At 31.9% G+C, this 20418-nt stretch carries 12 protein-coding genes; all 12 read right to left on the minus strand.

The features are described from left to right. Positions 1 to 41: 41 nt before the first annotated feature. Positions 42 to 1328 (minus strand): DEAD/DEAH box helicase, encoded by a 1287-nt coding sequence (locus BUB42_RS04065; RefSeq protein WP_073017481.1) that lies wholly within the window; start codon positions 1326 to 1328, stop codon positions 42 to 44. 352 nt (positions 1329 to 1680) lie between these two features. Beyond that, positions 1681 to 2541, minus strand: coding sequence for a KPN_02809 family neutral zinc metallopeptidase (gene ypfJ, locus BUB42_RS04070; RefSeq protein ID WP_073017483.1), 861 nt, complete (start codon positions 2539 to 2541; stop codon positions 1681 to 1683). A gap of 49 nt (positions 2542 to 2590) precedes the next feature. Beyond that, complete coding sequence (locus tag BUB42_RS04075) at positions 2591 to 6598, minus strand: PAS domain S-box protein (protein WP_073017485.1); 4008 nt, start codon at positions 6596 to 6598, stop codon at positions 2591 to 2593. 124 nt (positions 6599 to 6722) lie between these two features. Continuing rightward, the gene (locus BUB42_RS04080; protein WP_073017487.1) at positions 6723 to 7514 is read right to left on the minus strand and encodes a hypothetical protein; all 792 of its coding nucleotides are present in this window, start codon (positions 7512 to 7514) and stop codon (positions 6723 to 6725) included. A gap of 206 nt (positions 7515 to 7720) precedes the next feature. Beyond that, positions 7721 to 9049, minus strand: coding sequence for an aldehyde dehydrogenase (locus BUB42_RS04085; RefSeq protein WP_073017489.1), 1329 nt, complete (start codon positions 9047 to 9049; stop codon positions 7721 to 7723). Positions 9050 to 9203: 154 nt separating this feature from the next. Next, complete coding sequence (locus BUB42_RS04090) at positions 9204 to 9893, minus strand: RluA family pseudouridine synthase (protein WP_073017845.1); 690 nt, start codon at positions 9891 to 9893, stop codon at positions 9204 to 9206. 28 nt (positions 9894 to 9921) lie between these two features. After that, a complete protein-coding gene (gene panB / locus BUB42_RS04095) occupies positions 9922 to 10740 on the minus strand; it encodes a 3-methyl-2-oxobutanoate hydroxymethyltransferase (protein ID WP_073017491.1) in 819 nt (272 codons plus the stop codon). 255 nt (positions 10741 to 10995) lie between these two features. Further along, on the minus strand, positions 10996 to 12126 hold the full coding sequence (chrA, locus tag BUB42_RS04100; RefSeq protein ID WP_073017493.1) for a chromate efflux transporter: 1131 nt from the start codon (positions 12124 to 12126) through the stop codon (positions 10996 to 10998). A gap of 178 nt (positions 12127 to 12304) precedes the next feature. Then, on the minus strand, positions 12305 to 12466 hold the full coding sequence (locus tag BUB42_RS16380; RefSeq protein WP_170857183.1) for a hypothetical protein: 162 nt from the start codon (positions 12464 to 12466) through the stop codon (positions 12305 to 12307). 35 nt (positions 12467 to 12501) lie between these two features. Next, positions 12502 to 14796 carry a translocation and assembly module lipoprotein TamL gene (tamL, locus tag BUB42_RS04105; protein WP_073017495.1) on the minus strand — a complete coding sequence of 765 codons (2295 nt, stop codon included), beginning with the start codon at positions 14794 to 14796 and terminating at the stop codon, positions 12502 to 12504. Next, positions 14789 to 19792, minus strand: coding sequence for a translocation/assembly module TamB domain-containing protein (locus tag BUB42_RS04110; RefSeq protein WP_073017497.1), 5004 nt, complete (start codon positions 19790 to 19792; stop codon positions 14789 to 14791). The genes tamL and BUB42_RS04110 overlap by 8 nt, the downstream gene beginning before the upstream one ends. 277 nt (positions 19793 to 20069) lie before the next feature. Further along, complete coding sequence (locus BUB42_RS04115) at positions 20070 to 20264, minus strand: hypothetical protein (protein WP_073017499.1); 195 nt, start codon at positions 20262 to 20264, stop codon at positions 20070 to 20072. Positions 20265 to 20418 lie beyond the last annotated feature (154 nt).

Consider the following 20418-nt stretch of genomic DNA (forward strand, 5'->3'; position numbering starts at 1 on the left):
CCTAAAAAACAATACAAAACAGCTTTTTAATCTTTTAATGATTATTTACTAAAACGTCTTTCGTTACCGGCACTTGGTCGTCTTGGACCAAAACTATTATTACTTTTCTTTGTAGTATCCGGTTTTGATTCTCTTGGAGTCGAATTGCGTTGTGGTCTGCCCTGACCTTGTTTTATAGGTTGTGTTGAAGCATTTGGATCTGGTTCAAATCCTGCAATTTGCTCTTTTGGCAATTTCAATCCTATTAATTTTTCAATATCTCTTAGAAATACAGTTTCGTCTGGACTGAATAAAGAAATAGCTTCTCCGCTCGCTCCAGCTCTTCCGGTTCTACCTATTCGGTGCACGTAATCTTCGGGAATATTAGGCAATTCAAAGTTGATAACGTGCGGTAATAACGGAATGTCCAGGCCACGTGCTGCGATATCTGTAGCAACAAGCGCGGTTACACTTCCGTCTTTAAAACCAGCAAGTGCTTTTGTGCGTGCACCTTGACCTTTATTACCATGAATGGCTGCGGCAATGATTCCCGAGTTAATCATGCTTTCGCATAGTTTGTTTGCACCTTGTTTAGTTCGTGTAAAAACTAATATTTGCTTCCAGTTGCCTTCTGTAATAAGTTTTATAACTAATTCTGTTTTTTTCTCTTTGGCAACAGGATATATTTTTTGAGCTATTGCTTCCACGGTAGTATTTTCGGGTGTTGCTTCTACCTGAACGGGATTGTGCAAAATTCCCATCGCTAATTTCTTGATGTCTTGCGAAAATGTTGCTGAAAATAGTAAGTTTTGTCTTTTAGCAGGTAATACTTTTAAGATGCGTTCTATGTCTCTTAAAAATCCCATGTCTAGCATACGATCAGCCTCATCCAAAACTAAGATCTCCACTTTTGCAAGTGAAACTAGACCTTGATTTTGCAAATCGATAAGTCGGCCAGGAGTTGCCACTAAAATATCAACACCGTTTCTAAGTTGAGCTGCTTGTGGATTTTGATTCACGCCACCAAAAATAACAGTACTGCGAATATCTAAAAATGTACTGTACTCTTTAATGTTTTCAAAAATTTGAGCGGCTAATTCTCTTGTTGGTGTTAGTATTAATGCACGAATAGGCCTTTGTCTTAATTGCTGACCTTGCGAAATTATTTGTAAAATGGGTAAGGTAAAAGCAGCTGTTTTTCCGGTTCCTGTTTGTGCAGATGCCAAAACATCTTTCCCTTCTAATATAGGTTTAATTGCTTTTTGTTGTATTGGAGAAGGTGTTGTGTATCCTTTTTTGCTGATCGCTTTTAATAAAGCATCAGATAATCCTAATGAGTTAAATGACATAAATGATTTTTATAAAGCCAACAAGAAAATTATGCGTGCTTCTTTAATTTGGCGCGAAGATACTGTTATTTTTTGCGATGTGTTTGTAGTTGTTATATTTAGTTTTATGAAAATAGTTAACGACCTTCATTTCATTAAACTCCAATAACTTACTCAATGCTATTTATGGCAGTATACACCGCTTAATTTTATTAAAAATTCGATATAAATTAACTATTAAATTTTATAAAAACCTCAAATATCATTAAGTTTTTTTCAGTCTTTTCATGAATTACTATTCTTAAATAGCGCTGCTCTACCCTTAAAAAAGGGTTGTGATACTAGGTTTATGGCAATTACAGCTAATTTTATTTTATCTGAGTTCAGCAAAAGTATTGCCTTGATTGATGTCTCCTGTATTATATCCTTTCATAAACCAAGCTTTGCGCTGCGCTGAAGTTCCATGCGTAAAAGATTCTGGAACGATACGCCCTTGAATCTTAGCTTGAATGGCATCATCTCCCACAGCGTGAGCTGCGCTTAATGCCTCATCGATATCTCCTTGTTCGAGGAAATTATTCATTTTCTGGTTATAATGTGTCCATACACCAGCGTAAAAGTCAGCTTGTAATTCTAAAGCTACTGACAGTTTATTGGCTTCAGCCTGACTTTTACCTTGCTGCATTTGTCTCATTTTAGTTGAAGTTCCCAATAAGGTTTGTACGTGATGACCAATTTCATGTGCTATAACGTAAGCTGTTGCAAAATCTCCACCCTGCGCACCATACTTAGTTTTAAGCTCTTCAAAAAAAGCCAAATCGATATAGACTTTTTGGTCAGTTGGGCAGTAGAAGGGTCCAGCAGCTGAGGTAGCAGTACCGCAGCCGGTTTCTTGAGGATCTGTGAATAAAACTAAATTTGGTCTTTTATATTGCATGTTGTTTTCCAGAAATATTTTCTCCCAAACATCCTCCGTATCTACTAATATGGCTTCTATAAATTTGCCTTCTTCAATTTCGGCCGTACTTAATATTCTCTGCTCAGTGGGTGCAGAATTTCCTTGATTTATTTGCTCAAGTAGTGGCGTGAGCATCTGAGCATTTTCGCCACCAAAGACATTTAATAATAAAATTACAATACCTATAATACCGCCACCTACAATTGTCTTGCCGCCGGTTGACATTCCACGACGGTCTTCAAAATTTTCGCTGCTACGTCTGCCATTCCATTTCATCTTTTCTGTTTTTACATGTTAAAAAAATCATGAGCTCAAACTCTTAGGATCAGTGTATCCATTTTAAAAAAGTTTCTTCAATAATTCCTTTTATAATAGGTTTAGGAATATAATCATTCATTCCAGCTTTGATACATTTATCTTTTTCCTCTTTTTCCGTACCTGCTGTTATTGCTATAATAGGAACTTCTTGACCAGATTTGAATTTACGAATTATATTTGTGGCTTCGTAACCATTCATAATTGGCATTTGAATGTCCATAAAAATTATATCCGGCATTATAGATTCAAACTGGGATGAAGCTTGTTCTCCATTTACGGCTTCAAAAATTGTTGTTTTATAGGATAAATTTTTAATAATAGTTTTAAGCAATAACATATTGACTCGATTGTCCTCCACAATTAGAACTTTGATGTTTTTGTCCAAATTAACAGCTTTAATAATTTCTGCTGAAATAAAATCACTTTTTGGCTGAGGCTCGACAATTTCAGCCGTTTGTTCATTACTGGTCTCTACTTGTAAGTCAAAGTAAAACGTACTTCCTAAACCTATTTTACTTTCTAATTGTAGATGACTTTTCATTAATCCTAAAAGTTGATTCGAAATAGTAAGTCCTAAGCCTGTACCTCCAAACTTTCTAGTTGTTGAGCTGTCTTCTTGAGAAAATGCCTTGAATATTTTCATTTTATTTTCGTCCAAAATTCCGATACCAGTGTCAATAACTGCAAATCGGATTATTTTCGTCGCCTCATTTACTGATTCGAGTAAAGAAATGTTCAGTGTAATGCTGCCCTTTTTAGTAAACTTTACTGCATTTGCCAGCAAGTTGATCAAAATTTGCTTTAGTCGAACGCTGTCCAACCAAAAGTACCTTGGGATATTTTCAGCAATAACCAGTTCTAAATCTAACTTTTTTTGATTCGATTCAAATAAAATTAAATCGATTACTTGTTTTAAAAGTTCGTGTATGTTGTTTTTTTCAACGTACAAATCTAGTTTACCAGCTTCAATTTTTGAGAAATCAAGAATATCATTAATAATATCCAGCAGCGAATGCGCTGACTGATTGATAGTGGTCATATATTTTTTTTGAATTAATCCAAGATGGGTGTTCATTAGCAAATCAGTAAATCCTATAATTCCGTTTAAAGGAGTTCTAATTTCATGGCTCATATTAGCCAAAAACTCCGATTTAGATTTATTTGCTGCCTCTGCCAATTCTTTTTCTTGCAGGACTGTTTCTGCCTTTTTTCTCTCAGTGATATCAATAAAAATACCTTCTAAAAAAGCAATTTTTCCATCCTTGTAGATAGTATCACCAAATTCCTCTACCCAAATGATGTCATTATTTTTATTAATAATACGATAGGTAAGGTGAATGGGTTTCTTGCTATCAATGCAGATTTGTTGAGCTTCAATCGTTGCTATTTTATCTTCGGGATGAATTAAATCAATAAATGATATTTCATTATTAAAGAAACTTAACTTAGGAAAACCAGTTAATTTTTCAATATTATCGTTAATATATATTTTAGTGTTTGTTTCATCATAATTGGATAAATAAACGGTGCCTGGTATATTATTTGCTAATAATCTAAATTTTTCTTCACTTTCGTAGATGGCATTCTCGTTTGAAATACGTTCTAGAGATGACGCAATATTACGAGCCAATGTTCGTAAAATATTTACTTCGTCTTCAGACCACTGCTTTTCAACTTGAGTGTCATCAAATCCTAAAAATCCTTGGAACTTGTTTTTTACAAAAATTGGAAACAAGATCAGCGATGCTACACCAACATTCGTTAACTTTTTTGCAAGTGTTGGACTTCGAATTTCACTAATTGTTGCTTCAAAAATTTTGTTTTCAAAAAGCGGGGTTAAAATATCTTCAAAAAATGCATAAGGTATATTTTGCAATGCTGCATTGGTCTCAGTTAATAAATCATTATGAATTATCCATCTGTACTTTTGACTGATTGTGCCAGTTTCAAAATTATTCTCATAATAATATGCTCGATGAGATTTAGTTGCCTTACCCATAATGATCAAGATATCGGAGAAAATATCATTAATATCAGTACTTTTTAAAAATTTCTCTGTGCAAAGAGCCATTGCCGATAGAAGTTCGCTCTTGTATTGTAAATTCTTCTCAACTTGGTACCGACTTTGTGAAACTACTGTTAACGATATCAGATCAGATATAGTTCTGGCAAAAGATACATCATCGTTATCCCAATTTTTTTGTGCTCCCGCATTTTCAAATGATAATACGCCAAACAGCTTTCCGTCATTAAAAATCGGAATATCAAGTTGAGATTTAATATTATAGTTTAAAAAGTAATTTTCCGTAAATTCAGAAAATTCATATTTGGTAAAAACATCTGATGCACAAATTTGCGTATTATCAAGAAGGGATTTAAAATATATAGGATAATCGGTTTTATTCAAAACGATCCCTTTTGAATAAGAATTAAGATCTAAATTATATAGAATTTTGCAAGTAATTTTATCTACGTTGTATTTCCAGTAACTGACTCTGCTGCAAACTATTATTTTTGCAGCTGATTCTATGATTTTCATTATGCTTATGTCGAGATTTTTATAATCGCTATAAGGAGTTAAAGAGATTTTTTTAATGACCTCATTGTATTCCTCCATTTTTTGCTGACGTATATTACTTTGCTTTTCAATTTCTTTTAATTTGGTAATGTCTCTTGCAATTCCTGAATATCCTATTATACGTGATAAGGTGTTGCGACGAATAATTACTTTCTGAGAAACCCATAAATCATCTCCATTTTTTTTAATAAGTGGAAATTCTATAGCTGGAAAATCATTTTCATTTAATACTGGATTTCGATAAAAATCAATGGCACGTTTTGTATAACTTGGTCGGATAAATTCGGTGTAGTTATGTCCAATGACTTCAGTAATTGTATATCCAAGTGACTTTAGCGTAAAATCATTTGCAAACGTAAAGTTTCCATCTAGATTAACTTCAAAAATAAGATCTACGGCATTTTCTATTAAATCTTTATACAGATTTTGTATTTTAAATTCATCAGTTACGTTCTGTCCATTTCCTATTGTTAAGTCATCAGTAAAGCGCTTGTCATACCACTGAATGAATTTATACTCGCCATTACTACACTTAATTTTGTGAGTGTAAATATTACTATCGGAGAATTCTACTTCGTGATTTTTGTAAGCATTTATTTTTTCTGCGAGCTTCCAATATCCTAGACCCATGACATCTTCTACTTCATATCCCAATATCGTTTTTACGTTTTCACTACAAAACACAACTTCTCCTTTCTTATTGGTTGCTAATATTAGAGAACTTCCCTCGTTTATAATTTTGTTGTTAAATCTAGTTTCGTTTTTACTATTTAATTGTAAGGTATATTGTATATAATTAATAACCGTAATAATTAGGCAGTTAATGACTAATAGTAAAATTGTTCTTAATATTATCAAATCAAATAGATAAGCAATCCACAAGTATGTAAAGGTAAATCCCACAAAAGACCAATATAAATAAGCTGATCTGAAAAGCGAATAAGAAAAATAGAATGAAACCGCAAATGCAGTAATAGGTAGAAGGTCGTTAGGAGAAATAATCAAATTTCTGCAAATTGAAGCAAAATAAAGCAAAAAACAGAACAAAAAAATGTACTGAATATTCTTGAAGACAATTTTTGATTTAGTACTTATAAAATATAAAAGTAACAGCGAAAATCCAATACTACAATTTACAATAAGTAAACTTTTAGGTCTTATTTCTAAATATTCTAGAATAAGTTCTACAACGGGTAAAATGATTCCTAAGAAAAGAAGGTAAATTTGATATTCTTTCTTTCTAGAAATAGAACTGGAGTTTTTTTGTAGCAAATTGCTCTTTAATCCAGTTTTGATTTTGGCAATTTTAAAAAATAGAATAAAAAGTAAAACAGGAATTAAAAAAGTAAATAAAACGTCATTTACCATGGAGTTTGGTATTAGAAAAACAATTATTCCTCTGGCTTTACTGCAAAGAAGTTGATAGTAGAATACCATATATTATTTAAACTTAAATTTGGGAACTAAATTGTTGATAATCTTTTTTGAGGCTCAATTTAGGAAATTAAATTAAATAATTAAGTAAAAACAGCATGGTATTCTACTAAAATCGTACTATTTATCAATTGATATTTTGTAAAGGACTATTATCGTTTTTTGTAGGAAATCCAACAATCTCGCTGTAAAGTGCGTAATATAGCGAATACATAAAAGGAATTGTAAAGAATATTCCAACACAACAGCCTATAAATCCAACTAACGTGGCTATGTAGCCAACTACTGCTAACGCTAATATTATCAATGGTTGTTTAGAAACAATTAATGCACTTGCTTTTATAGATTCAACGGCTGATAATTTTCCAAAAATAATCAGCGGTATCATCAGCAGCGTATAAAGTGAAATAAAAACGGTAAACATAACGTTTACGAAAGGTATTTCAAAATAATTAAGTAGCAGCGAAATTACTGAACTGACAAAAGCTACGATAAATGTAGCTACAAAAAGTTCAACAAAATACGGGGCTTTGTAAAATTTAAACATTGATGCAACATGAAATTCTTCATCGTTCTCTGCACATTGAGCCATTTTTATTAAGGCAGCTGGAAATGGACTTAACAAACTGCTTATTAAAATTGAAACACCTGATAAAATTAATAGCATTTCAAAACCAAGTACTTCTGGCTTTAAATTTTCAGGCTTAAAGAAATCTAACAATGCCGTAGCACCAAAAAATGCAATAAGTCCTATGGAGGCGATTATTGTAATCAGAACGAAAAATACAAAAATGATCAATGCACCATAAACAGCTATTTTTTTATAATTTTCGAAAGCATGGTTAAATACGATGCTGAAATCTAAAACATATCCGTCTTTTTTAATTTCTTCGAGACGTTCTTGAACCCTGTTTTCCATAAAATTAGTTTTAATTTGGTTTTAATTTTGGTTAAAATTTCCTGACACAATCTAGATTTCCTGCAATAATTATTGTCACTGCTATATTCAAAAAAATCGAGACATTTACTTTTACTTTTTATATATCTTGTTGCAAATGTAGTATTTTAGTCTAAAATAAATTTCATTAAATTTACTTTCATACAAATGTTACAATTTTACGACGGTTAAATCCATTTTAATAGTTTTCGAACATTTTTCAGCTTGTTAGTATATGGAGCATATCGTACTGGTAAATCCAGCCAAGTTCCTCTTTTTACTATAGATTTTTTATGTGAAAAAATGTCAAAGGTTTTTTTACCGTGATAAGCGCCCATCCCAGAATTTCCTACGCCACCAAACGGCAAACGATTATTTACCAATTGAACAACTGTATCATTAATGCAGCCTCCACCAAAAGAATATTTCTGTAAAACTTCATCAATGAATAATTTGTTTTGTGAAAATAAATATAGGGATAACGGTTTTTCAAAACTTAAAATTACTTTATCAATATCACTTGGTGATACATATGAAATAATAGGAAGTATTGGACCAAATATTTCTTCTTGCATTGCTAATGAGTCCATTTTTGGTTCATCTAATAAGGTTGGCGATAAATACAAAGAGTCTTTATTAGATTGTCCTCCAAAAATAATTTTTTGATTGTCTAATAAACTTATTTGTCGCTTCCAATTTTTCAAATTGATTATCCGAGCGTAATCTAGAGATTCCTCAGGATTAGAACCTAATGCATTTTGTATTTCTTGAATTAAAAATTTAACGAAAACATCTTTCACTTTTTCCTGAACTAAAATATAATCAGGAGCAACGCAAGTTTGGCCAGCATTGATGATTTTACCCCAAACTATTCGCTTAGCGCTTAACTCTAAATTCGCTGTTTCGTCAACAATGCAAGGACTTTTTCCTCCCAGTTCAAGTGTTACAGGTGTTAGATTTTCGGCTGCTGCTTTTGCCACTATTTTTCCAACGGCAACACTTCCTGTAAAAAAAATATAATCCCAGCGCTTTTTTAATAACTCTGCAGCTATACTAGCATCTCCAGTAATGACCACAACATCTTGCACAGCAAATGTTTCGTTGATAATTGTAGAAATAATTGCAGCTGTTTGCGGTGTAAGTTCAGATGGTTTTAAGGTTACCTTATTTCCCGCAGCAACGGCGGCAATTAGCGGACATAAAGCCAATTGAAAAGGGTAATTCCAAGGTGATAGGATCAGGACGTTGCCGTAAGGTTCACTATAGATATAATCTAATGATGGAAAATTAATTATTGTTGGCCAAACTTTTTTTGGCTTAGCCCAAGAATCAATATTTTTAATAGTTTCTTTTAAATCTCTAATTACGTAATTTGTCTCTGTCAAAACAGCTTCAAAAGCAGGTTTTTTAAAGTCATCATATAAAGCTTTGATGATCGCATCTTCATGCTTTGTAATTACATACAGTAATTTTTTTAGTAATTCTTTACGGTATTTTATCTCAGTTTTGTAATTCATTGGATAATTTTAAATTTAAAAATACATATTATTATTGTAATCTAACTTTCAATTTAAAATTTAAACAAAAAAAGCAGAAATATAATAATAGATAATTAGTTTTAATTATTTGAGAAATTGGTTTATAGACAACTGAAGCGCAAAAATCATAAAATTAAACAGCATTCCAAATCACATCGTCTGGAGTAGGAGCGATAATTTTGATATTTTCTTTAGTAACAGGATGTACGAAAACTAATTTTCGAGCATGCAAATGAATTCCGCCATCAGGATTACTGCGATCAAAACCATATTTTAAATCTCCTTTTATGGGTGAACTAATTGCCGATAACTGCGCCCGTATTTGATGATGTCTTCCTGTGTGTAAATTAATTTCTAACGCAAAGTAATTATTGAGTTCTTTGATAATTTTATAGTCTAAACTTGCTAATTTACTGTCGGTAACTTCTTTTAAATGCGCTTTTGAGGTATTGTTTTTTTCGTTTCTTTTGATAAAATGAACTAACCTATCTGATGATTTTTCAGGTTTGTTTTTGACAATACACCAATACGTTTTTTGGGTCTCGCGATTGCTGAATAATTCATTCATTCGGGTCAATGCTTTACTAGTACGAGCAAAAACTACAATTCCAGTTGTAGGACGATCTAGTCGATGAACTACACCTAAAAAAACTTCTCCAGGTTTGTTGTACTTCTCTTTTAAATACTCTTTAACTACATCAGATAAAGGTTTGTCACCTGTTTTATCTCCTTGTACAATGTCACCTACACGCTTGTTTATCACAATAAGGTGATTGTCTTCGTGAAGAATTTGAAGGTTTGATTTATTGGATATAATTTTCATTAAATTTCCCTTTTCGTGCTGAACATTCTTAATATTGCTCATTAGTGTTTGGAAAATCGCTTGACTTAACATCAGTAACATATTGACCTATTGCAGTTGTCATTCCATCATATAAATCCATATATCGTCTCAGGAATCTTGGACTAAACTCATTATTCATTCCTAGCATATCGTGAATCACAAGCACTTGACCGTCTACGCCGCCACCGGCACCAATTCCTATAACGGGAATCGAAATACTTTTGGCCACTTTTTCCGCTAAATGAGCTGGAATTTTTTCTAGTACTAATGCGAAACAGCCTAAATTTTCAAGTAATTTTGCGTCTTCCATCAGTTTTTCTGCTTCTTCGTCCTCTTTGGCGCGAACGGTGTAAGTTCCAAACTTATAAATGGATTGCGGGGTTAAACCCAAATGACCCATAACTGGAATTCCCGCATTTAATATTTTTTTAATAGAATCTTTGATTTCCTTTCCACCTTCAAGTTTTACAGCATGACCACCACTTTCTTTCATAATTCTAATGGAGGATCGCAAAGCTTCTTTTGGGTCTGATTGATAGCTTCCAAAAGGCAAATCGACCACTACAAGCGCTCTTTCTATTGCTCGAACAACAGATGATGCATGATAAATCATTTGATCTAAAGTTATGGGCAACGTAGTTTCATGTCCAGCCATCACATTGGAAGCCGAATCACCAACAAGAATTACATCGATTCCGGCACTATCAACGATTTTTGCCATCGTATAATCGTATGCGGTGAGCATTGCAATTTTTTCACCATTGGCCTTCATTTCTATCAACGACTTAGTTGTTATTCTTTTGTAATCTTTTTTTGCGACAGACATATTTCCTATTTTAAGTGCGTAAAGGTAATAAAATGTATATTTTTTGGTACAAAATGCTACATTATTATTATCTATTACCAAAATCAGTTTTGAAAGTAAATTTTCATATCTATTTAACAAATTGTTCGGTAGTTTTTCTTTCCCGAACCACCAGCTTGATAAAAATCTATCTTATTTTTTATAAATCTAAAGTATATTTTTAAAATAGATATTTGAGCACAAATATTGGTCATTCGATTTAAAACCAAATAAATATTAAAAAAGAGTGAGTAAATATCCTATTATCGATCCGCTCAAAACAACGAATGCGCTATTCATTTTTTTATAACCAAATGTGATTCCAATACTTAGAATTGCGATCAAAAGCGTCCTCCAGTCTGTAATTACTTCTTTACTCATATCATAGCAAACAGCTACAATCACCGCAACAGAGGCAACATTTACAGCATCAAGAAAAATAGAAAATGATTGTGAGCTTCGCATTTTTTTTACAAGCGGATTCAGCAAAGCAACAAAAATAAAGGAAGGAATAAAGATTGCAATTGTAGAGATAATTGCTCCTGAGAAACCATTGATTTGGTAACCTAAAAAAGTTACAGAGGAAAAAACGGGTCCTGGTGTAACTTGGCCTACGGCAATAGCATCAATAAGCTGTCGTCTACTCAACAATCCTGTTAATACCAGTTCAGTATCAAGAAAAGCAAATAAAACATAACCGCTTCCATAAAGTACTGAACCAATTTTTAAAAAAATCCAAAAAAGGTTTGTGTTACTGATGGTAATTAAAGATGCAGTAGAAATTTGAAAGATTGTTACAGGTATTAAATTAGTAAGTTTAATATGCGTCTTGCTTCGAATTGCTGCAAAAACTAATGCTAATATTCCAGATCCTAACATTAATTGCAACTCGCCGATGCCAAATAATGATCCAATTAAGACCAGTAAACCTATCAGCAAAAGCTCTTTTGATTTGACTGATTTCTTAGCCAAAGGAAAAATTGCGGAGAGGATAATTGCTATAATAGCTGGTTTTACTCCGTAGATAAATGGTTGAATATTGGGTAGTTGTCCATATTGTTTATAAAGCCACGCAAAAAATCCTGTAATAAGTACTGCAGGCAGAATAAAACAAAGACCTGCAACAATTAAGCCTTTCCAGCCGCCTTTTTCATGCCCTATGTGAATAGCCATTTCAGTGCTATTGGGTCCAGGAATCAAATTTGTGGCTCCTATTAAATCAAGAAAATGTTGTTCACTCAACCATTTTCTTTTTGAAACGACCTCTTCTTGCATCATTGCAATATGTGCTGCAGGACCGCCAAAACCAATAAAACCAAGTTTCAGAAAAAGTTGTGCGATATCTTTTATTTCTGTTTTATTGTCCAATGTTTAGTTGTTTTTGTCTTTGTTCAACGGTTAGTCTTTTTCAATTAGATAGTTTTTTAACCATATATCAATAAATTATTTATAATAATGATTTAATATTTAAATAGTTGCCGGAGGTTGTTCGATAATTTATTATCCAATTTTTCAAAAGTAAATTTAAAAATGTTTAAAACTAAAATCATCTAAAATTATTTTCAATAATAGTTGAGCGAGCGTTATGAATGGCTATTATCTGCGAAAATGCTGATACCGTTATTGTTTTTTTTACATATTCTTTTCCTCTTTTATCAGCAACTCCCACGTTAAGGAAGATTTTTTTTGCTAATAAATAAATAATCATCGCTATTTTACAATTCAGAAATTCTAAATAAAATATTAAAAGGGATAACCAATAGCGATATTGAAAATTAAGTTTTCTTTCCGCCAAGGTGCACTTCCAAAATCAATTTTGTCCATAACCCAACGATTGCCTTCGGATAAGTAAGGTTTACGAATTGGGAATGCGAGATCTGTTCTTAAAATAAGAAATGAAAAGTCAAATCGTAATCCGGCACCCGCTCCTACGGCTAGCTCGCTTAAAAATTTATTCGAAAATTTTGCTCCAGGTTTTTCACTATTTTCATTTAATAGCCAAATATTTCCAGCGTCAATGAATAATGCGCCTTTTACCAAGCCATATATTTTAGCTCGATACTCAGTATTAATTTCTAATTTTATATCTCCCGACTCATCCGGTAAAAAGCTATTTACAGTAGTTGGTGCGCTGTTAAAACTTCCAGGACCTATTGATCGTGCCCTAAAAGCGCGTAAACTATTTGTACCTCCAATGAAAAATTGTTTTATAAACGGCATTTCACTCGAGTTTCCATAAGTATATCCTGCACCTACAATAATTCTGCTGGCTAACTGTGACTCACCTCTTAATTTTAAGTAATGTCTAAAATCATTTTCAATTTTGATAAATTGGCTAAAAGGGACATTAAAAACTTTGATAGTATCCCCTTTTTTAACATTTGCTCCTGTGGTTAAACCTGTTATATTTCCGGCTAAATCTATGGTTCCTTTATAATATAATGTGTGTTTCTTAGCTGCTTGTGCAGTATTTGTGTACGTATAGGAATAAGTAGGTCCAAAAATTAATTGTTTTTCGATCACTTTTCCCAAAGAAGCATTTTCCAGAATTTTTGCTTCATATAAAGCAGTAACATTTTGCGGACTAGCATAAGTAATTTCTGTGACATTCAACAAATGTTCTTTTTGATCGCTTTCCTTCCATAAATATCCAAATGACCCTCTAAAAGTTTGCAATGAGTATAATTTTGTCCTGTTTTGAAATTCGTATCCAAGAGTTAATTTTGTTTTTGGAATAAAGCCGCTAGGGGAATTTAAATTAAATGGAGCCACTAATCTTGGCCATATTAAATTAGCTTCTGATCCAAAACGGTAAACATTAAATCCATTATTTTGTCCTGAAACTTGAACTTCAAGTCCGCCAAAAGCAGAAATAGTTAGTAATTCAGCACCGCGAAAGGCGTTGCGATTGCTCCAATTTAAATTTAATTCAGTACCCGTATAATTAGCTGAGTTTGTTTTTGCTAATAATTCTAATTGCAAAGATTTTTTAGGTAATGGCGTTAGGTAGTAATAAGCGTCTAAAAAATTTCCCGTAGTATCTGCAACTTTAAATTGGTTCTTAACAAATTTAAAAGTACCGAAATTCACTAAGCGATTTAAAGTTAAATTATGATTAGTTCGATTATATAAATCATTTTTTTTAAAGGTTAGTGCACGATCAAAAATCCTTGGTTTAAATAAATTTTCTGAATCTATAATAGTAAAATCTTTATATTTTGTTACCGCATTGCTATCTGCTTTTACACTATCATTACCAATAGCAAAATTTGGGTAAACAATAATCTTATTAATTTTATACGGAGTTTCGGCAAGTTCTGGAGTTTTTTCTTTTACCTTTATTAAGAGGTCAACCTGATGATCTGCCACTGTGCTATCTACTTGAATTAGTAAATAATCAGGATTGAAATAATAGAATCCTTTTTCTTTAAGTCTTACATCTATCCGAATTCGTTCTTGCTTAATAACTTCTAAATTATATCCATCTTTTTCTTTTAATAAACTCGTAAGCTTTGTTTTTGCTAGTGCTACAGCAATAATTGTTGAATCGTTAGGAAATTTTACCTCTCTAATTTTATATTGTTTGGCTGGGTTTACAATGTACTTTGCACTTGCTTTTTTGCCTCTTCTAGTTGAATCAGCTGTTGATCTTGAATTAAAATAACCACTATTTTCTGTAAAATTTTGTAAAACACTTTTATTGTATTCTAAATCTACTTGACTATATAAAACTGGCGGTTCACCTACTTTAGTTTTTAACCAGTATTTAAATCCTTTCTCTTTTTTTGGCGTCCCAGCCAAATTGTAAATATATAATTTAGGTCTCAGGCCTAGTATGGTTGCGTTAGGCTTAGGTCTCACTAAAGTCTTTAATTGATTTTTTAAGGCTTTCCTTTCCTTTTTGGATGTCTCTTTACCTTCCACTACGACTTTTGCACCTGTGTACAATAATTCTCCTTCAGGCAAAAAACGGGTGTTGCTGCATGATGAAATTATTAAAGCTAAAAAGAGAAAATATGGGAAATGCTTGTTATTCATCCGATTTCTTTTTTAATTCATTTTTTGCTTTTTCAGTTGCTCTTGCAGACTGGCTTTTTGAAAATAATTCCCTGAATTTATTATAATCTAACGTAATAACAAATGCGACTCCAGTTTCAACTACCTCTCCTTGAAGTGCTACTTGGTAATTATTGACGCGATAAACACGTATTTTATATCTTCCATCTTTTGAAAGTTGATAGTCTAATGAAACATCGCCAGCAATATTACTTGCGTTTTGATTTGTTTGTTGTGGTCCTTCGATTCCAAAACTACTTCCGACAGTTACTTTCAAGCGATCATTTAATAATTTTTTTGATATTCCTACGCTCAAATCGGTTTTATTAGCTCGCTGTCCAGTTGTGTAATCATCAGTTGTATCTAAATCAAAGTTTAGTTCGACACCTTTAATTAAATTACCTGCTAGATTATTCAGTTGCTCTGATAAAATTTTACTAGCACTTTCTCGAGCTATGGAGCCAACATTTGTTCCTCCTGTCTCACTAGCAAAAGGATTTTCTCCTATAAAACGATTTAATAAAAGTAGAGCAAAAACTTGTTTGTTCATTTCATCAGTTTGCAGACGCAATTGAGTCAATTTTGCTTGCGTTGTATTGATAATTTCAGTCGAAACACTATTGTTTCCTTCTGGTAAAATAATATCAAACGTTATGGTAGGTTTCATCAATTCTCCCGTCATTTTTAGATTAGTTTCAAACGGAATTCTTTGCTTATAAGTATTTCTTACAGCAGTAGTTACAGCGCCAAGTTGATCGCTCACTAAATCAATGGGAGCAGCTTCTGTTTTATAGATTGCAGTAATATTAACATCCGCCATTGTTGGTTCACCAGTCCAAAGGATATAACTTCCTTTTTTAATATCGAATTTTCTTTTGATAGCGTTAAAATTCATTTCGTAACTTCCTTCTGATAATTCATATCTGCCAGTCAAATTCGTTTGCCCGGATGGATCAATTCCGCCACTAAGTTGAGCTTCTCCTTTCAATTTTAGGAAATCACCATTGGTTTTATCAATAACTAGTGACAGTTCCGCATCTTTATCGATTTCGATGGTAACAGCCGCATTAATCCCTTTAATTTCCGATTCACTACTTATTTCTGTAAGTGTAACTTTTTGAAGTATTTGGGGATTATCTTCATCAATGAACTCAACAATTCCTTCTCTGTCAGCTATTGACGGATCAGACTGTGGTAAAACAATTGTAAATTTAGTGTCTTTGTTAATTTTGACGCTCCCTTCAACAATTGGGTTATCTAAATTCCCTGTAATTTTTAACTTATTGTCTAAAAATAATTCTCCATAGTACAAATCATTGTCTTTAGCTTTAGAATTTACAGCCTTAAAATTATCAGCAACGACCGATAAATCAAAATCAAAATTTTTAAAATTTGGACTATCAATTTTTCCATCGATGATCAAATCATTTTCGTTTTCATCTTTAATTGTAAAAGTTTCAAATAATATCGATTCTCCTGTAAAAGTAATCTTGTCATTTATCGATTTGAAAGTGGCATTTAACTGTGTTGCTTTAAAACCAATATCATTAAATTTTAACTCTCCAATCACAAGCGGTTGCTTCACATTACCTGTTATTTTAAAATTTCCATTAAAAAAACCTGTACTCTCTTTTAAGTTATCTAATGTAAAACCTTGGATACTTTTTAAATTCAATCTCTGAATGTCTAGATTCATGTCAAAACTACTTTGAGTAGTTCGATATATACCATCTAAATTTACTTGATTTCCCTGACCAGTAATAGTTACTAAAGCATTATATTCATTAAAAATAGTGTTGTTTATTTTTAAAGTAATATCGCCAACAGTATCCTTCTTGAATGTGAAATTTTCAATATTCAAATCGGATGTAAAAAGTGGAGTGGTACTGCTATTTTTAATGATTGCATTTCCATTTATTTTACCGCTGAACTGTAAGTCGTTTTTCTCGATAAAGCTTGTAATGGTGCTGATTTCAAAATCTTTAAAAGCTACAGTGATAGGAGCATTTTTATTTTTAGATTCGGATTGAATTGAAACGTTATTACCTGACTTGTCCAAAACAAATTGATCAATATAAATTCCTCTTTTTCCAAAACTTATTAAATTTTTTGGATCTATTTGCCACGATTCATAATTAAGTAACAAGTTATTGCTGGCGATGTTCACGTCATTTTCCCCATCTTTGCTTTGTAATGTTCCAGCAATTAAATAACGTTCAACTCCTGTCAAATCTTTTAATACTATTTTATAATTAGCAATATTATTTTCAATGGTACCACTAATGTTGGTAAATGGCAATTGTAACTGATTGTTTTGTATCTCGTCAATAGTGAAATTATAAACCAGCGCTTTGTTTTGTGTATCAACATTTAAAACGGCATTTGTTATTGTGTTTTCACCGTAAATCAATTTTGGAATTGCGCCGTTCAAAACTATAGAATCATTTACAGAATTGTATTTTCCCGATAGCGTTATAGGTTCTAAACTTTTTAAATTAGGCACAATCTTAAATAAAATTGGATCGTCTTTTATTGCAATATTAAAAGCAAATCTTTGTGGTTCGACTATTTTCTTTTTAGATGCAGGACTACTATTGTAATACGCGGCAATAGAATTTTTTAATGCGGTACCAATTTTAGAAAGTTTGTAGTTGCCAATAATATCAGCGGCTAAAAAAGGAGCTTTTACTGATAATGTGTTTTCTTGTACAGTCGATTTGGCAATCACACTTAAAGAATCAATCGCAAATTGATCTTTAGCGTTAACAACATTGATGCTGTGCGCTACGATGCTACCATTTAAATAATCCAAGTTGGCAGACTGAATATCAGCATCAACAACTCCTCTTAATTTTAGCGGTCCAGCATGTAAGTTTAACTTATCAAGATCGGCTATATCTACATTCAACATTATTTTAGCTGCCGGATATTTATCTTTGAAATTCCCGCTACTAATTAAATTAAATGTTAGATTAGGATCTTCTGCCGAGGCAACTGCATTAAAATTCCCATTTTTTATAGATCCTTTTAAAATAAGATTTTTGTACGTGTAACTGTTATAATATGCTTTTGTGATCCCCGCATTTACAGAAGCGACCGCAGTTTTGGGATTAAATCCTGTTCCTTTAATAGTAGCTTTTAAAGTTACTTTCCCCAAAGAATCATTTTTAATTAATCGTCCGATATCAAAATTTAGCAGTTCAGTTTTTGCATTGAATCTCTCAAAATTCTTTCTCGTTCGATCAAATATAGCAATGATTTTTGCATTTCCGTAACTGCTAGTTAAATTCATGTTAGTGGCAAAATCAGCTATAGTTCCCTTGAATTTTCCCTTTAATCTAAACTTAGAAGGTAACTGGATTGAAGCAGGTATTGTACCTTTTGGTAAAAAGGTATTAAAATCTTTTGCGCTGGATTGCAAATCTTTAATATCTAAATCAAAAATTGTTTTATTGATATCTGGCAAACCTGCAATGCTGCCACTTGCAACTAATTTTGTTGAACCAATCCCACTTATTGCAATTGAAGGAAAAATAATATTTTTGAGCTTGCCGCGAATTTTTCCATCGATTAGTAAAACTGCATTTGCGTTACTGCTAAAAGGAGTAGTGTTGCTTAAAGTCGGAGCAAACAGCAAAACATCCTTTACAGCTATTTTGCTCTTTTTAAAATTTGCATTTAGTCCTAACTCTCCCGGATTCTTTGCTAACGATGTAATTGAAGGATACCCAATACGGATTTCATCTCTTAATTCGGTTTGTGGAGTTTTTAAATATAAATTTTTGAAATAGGCATTTTTCTTGCCATAGAAAAAATCAGTAGTTAGTGCTTGAATGTAAAGACCGCTTTTATCTTTAACGGAAAGCGAGTTAGCAATTCCAGAAATATTTTCAGGGTTATAATTTAAAGTTGAAGCCTCTAGATTTAGTTTAGTTAGGTGTAAATGATTATAATCAATACCTTTTTTAGTTGCAGCGATGTTATTGTTATCATATTTAAAATTGACTTTTTTTATTGCTGCATTGTTAACCTTAATTTGCCAACGGCTCGCTTCATCTGCGGAAACAGCTTTTGTTGGCTCAATTTTTACTGATTTATCCATCATTAATCTCCCATCAATGCCAGTAATTTCAAGACTTTCGATAATAGCAAATTGATTGTTAAGGTCAATTTTGTCAATTTTCGCCAGGAGTTTCTTTAGATAAAAAGCAGTAGATAATTTTGTTTTATCATTCTGATAATCAAAATCAATTTTTGATAAATCAATTTCTCCTATCATTAATTTTAAATTGGTTTGTTGCTGGTTGCTGACATCTTCTAAATTTTCAGATTTTGAAGCCTCACCAATCCCTTGTTTTACTTTTAATTTTAAGCCATTTATTTTAGCTTTCGAAATTTCAAAATTCATTGAATTCAAATCAAAAGTTTTAATTTTAGTTTGAAAATGATTTAGATTTGCCGTTATCTTATTGTTTGTAAAATCGTCTCTATATTTAAAACGAATACGATCCAAGTCAATTTCATTGATCGCAAATTCCATTGGTGGCGAATTAGATTTAGGCTTTTGGGGAGCAGTAAATGCCTGAATTATATAATCAAAGTTAAATTTAGAATTTGAGTTTCTACTTAAATTTGCCGTTATACCTTCTAAATTCGCTGAATTAATTTTGACCTTGTTGTTGAAGAGCTGAAATAAACTAATATTAACGGTAAGTTTTTCTCCAGCAAGTAAAGTGTCCTTGTTTTGATCTTCAAAATAAACACCTTCTAGAATTATTTTTTTGGGAAGACCAATTTCTATTTTGTTAATTTGAACTTTCGTTTTAATCTTTTCTTCTAAAAAAGTAACAACTTTATTTTTAGCAAAGTTCTGAACAGATGGAATTTGAATCGCTAAGACCAATAGTAAAAATAGTATTATTAAAGATCCTAAAATCCATAGTATAATCCTTGCGCCTTTCTTAAAATATTTTTTCAAATTTAATTGTTTTTACATCAAAAATAACAAATTCTAATGGGAGATCCTAACTTTGAATGCTATGAGAACTGGGGGTAAATTTCAGGTAAACAAGGAGAGAAATACTTACAGAATTATGTCTTTAAATTATACAATTTTAATTTTAAAATTGAATTTTCGGTAATTATTTTTCAGGCAAAATTATAATTAACTCCTTAAACTAAAAGCATATATTTTTTAAAAAATAGCACCAAAAAAAAACGTTTTACTAAGGTGAAGTAAAACGTTTTTAAAAAGATTATTTCTTTTCTTCGTTGTTCATTTTGTCATCCCAATCAGGTTTTTCGCCTTTAAATTTCTGAGTGTCAACGTCGTAATTTTCGTCATTTTTCAAAACATTTTCAAAGTCTTTATATTCGTGCTTTCTAGTGTCACTCTTGTTATCAGACTGTGTTTGCTTAGGCTTTTGCGGATTTTGATTTTTTGAGTTCATAACTTTATAAATTTAAGTTTGATAAAGATACAATTTCATAAATGTTTGATGTTATAGTATTTTTGGCTATTGTTGTAAAATTTTTGTAGCTAGAGCTATTTACTACTGAATTGCAATCCTCAAATAATTTATCTTAAAACTACTTGGTTATCTG

Source organism: Flavobacterium micromati (assembly GCF_900129585.1).
Taxonomy (GTDB): domain Bacteria; phylum Bacteroidota; class Bacteroidia; order Flavobacteriales; family Flavobacteriaceae; genus Flavobacterium; species Flavobacterium micromati.

Coding starts and splice junctions, on each gene's coding strand:
- BUB42_RS04065 (WP_073017481.1), bottom strand. CDS start 1,328: ATGTCATTTAACTCATTAGGATTATCTGATGCTTTATTAAAAGCGATC.
- ypfJ (WP_073017483.1), bottom strand. CDS start 2,541: ATGAAATGGAATGGCAGACGTAGCAGCGAAAATTTTGAAGACCGTCGT.
- BUB42_RS04075 (WP_073017485.1), bottom strand. CDS start 6,598: ATGGTATTCTACTATCAACTTCTTTGCAGTAAAGCCAGAGGAATAATT.
- BUB42_RS04080 (WP_073017487.1), bottom strand. CDS start 7,514: ATGGAAAACAGGGTTCAAGAACGTCTCGAAGAAATTAAAAAAGACGGA.
- BUB42_RS04085 (WP_073017489.1), bottom strand. CDS start 9,049: ATGAATTACAAAACTGAGATAAAATACCGTAAAGAATTACTAAAAAAA.
- BUB42_RS04090 (WP_073017845.1), bottom strand. CDS start 9,893: ATGAAAATTATATCCAATAAATCAAACCTTCAAATTCTTCACGAAGAC.
- panB (WP_073017491.1), bottom strand. CDS start 10,740: ATGTCTGTCGCAAAAAAAGATTACAAAAGAATAACAACTAAGTCGTTG.
- BUB42_RS16380 (WP_170857183.1), bottom strand. CDS start 12,466: ATGATTATTTATTTATTAGCAAAAAAAATCTTCCTTAACGTGGGAGTT.
- tamL (WP_073017495.1), bottom strand. CDS start 14,796: ATGAATAACAAGCATTTCCCATATTTTCTCTTTTTAGCTTTAATAATT.
- BUB42_RS04115 (WP_073017499.1), bottom strand. CDS start 20,264: ATGAACTCAAAAAATCAAAATCCGCAAAAGCCTAAGCAAACACAGTCT.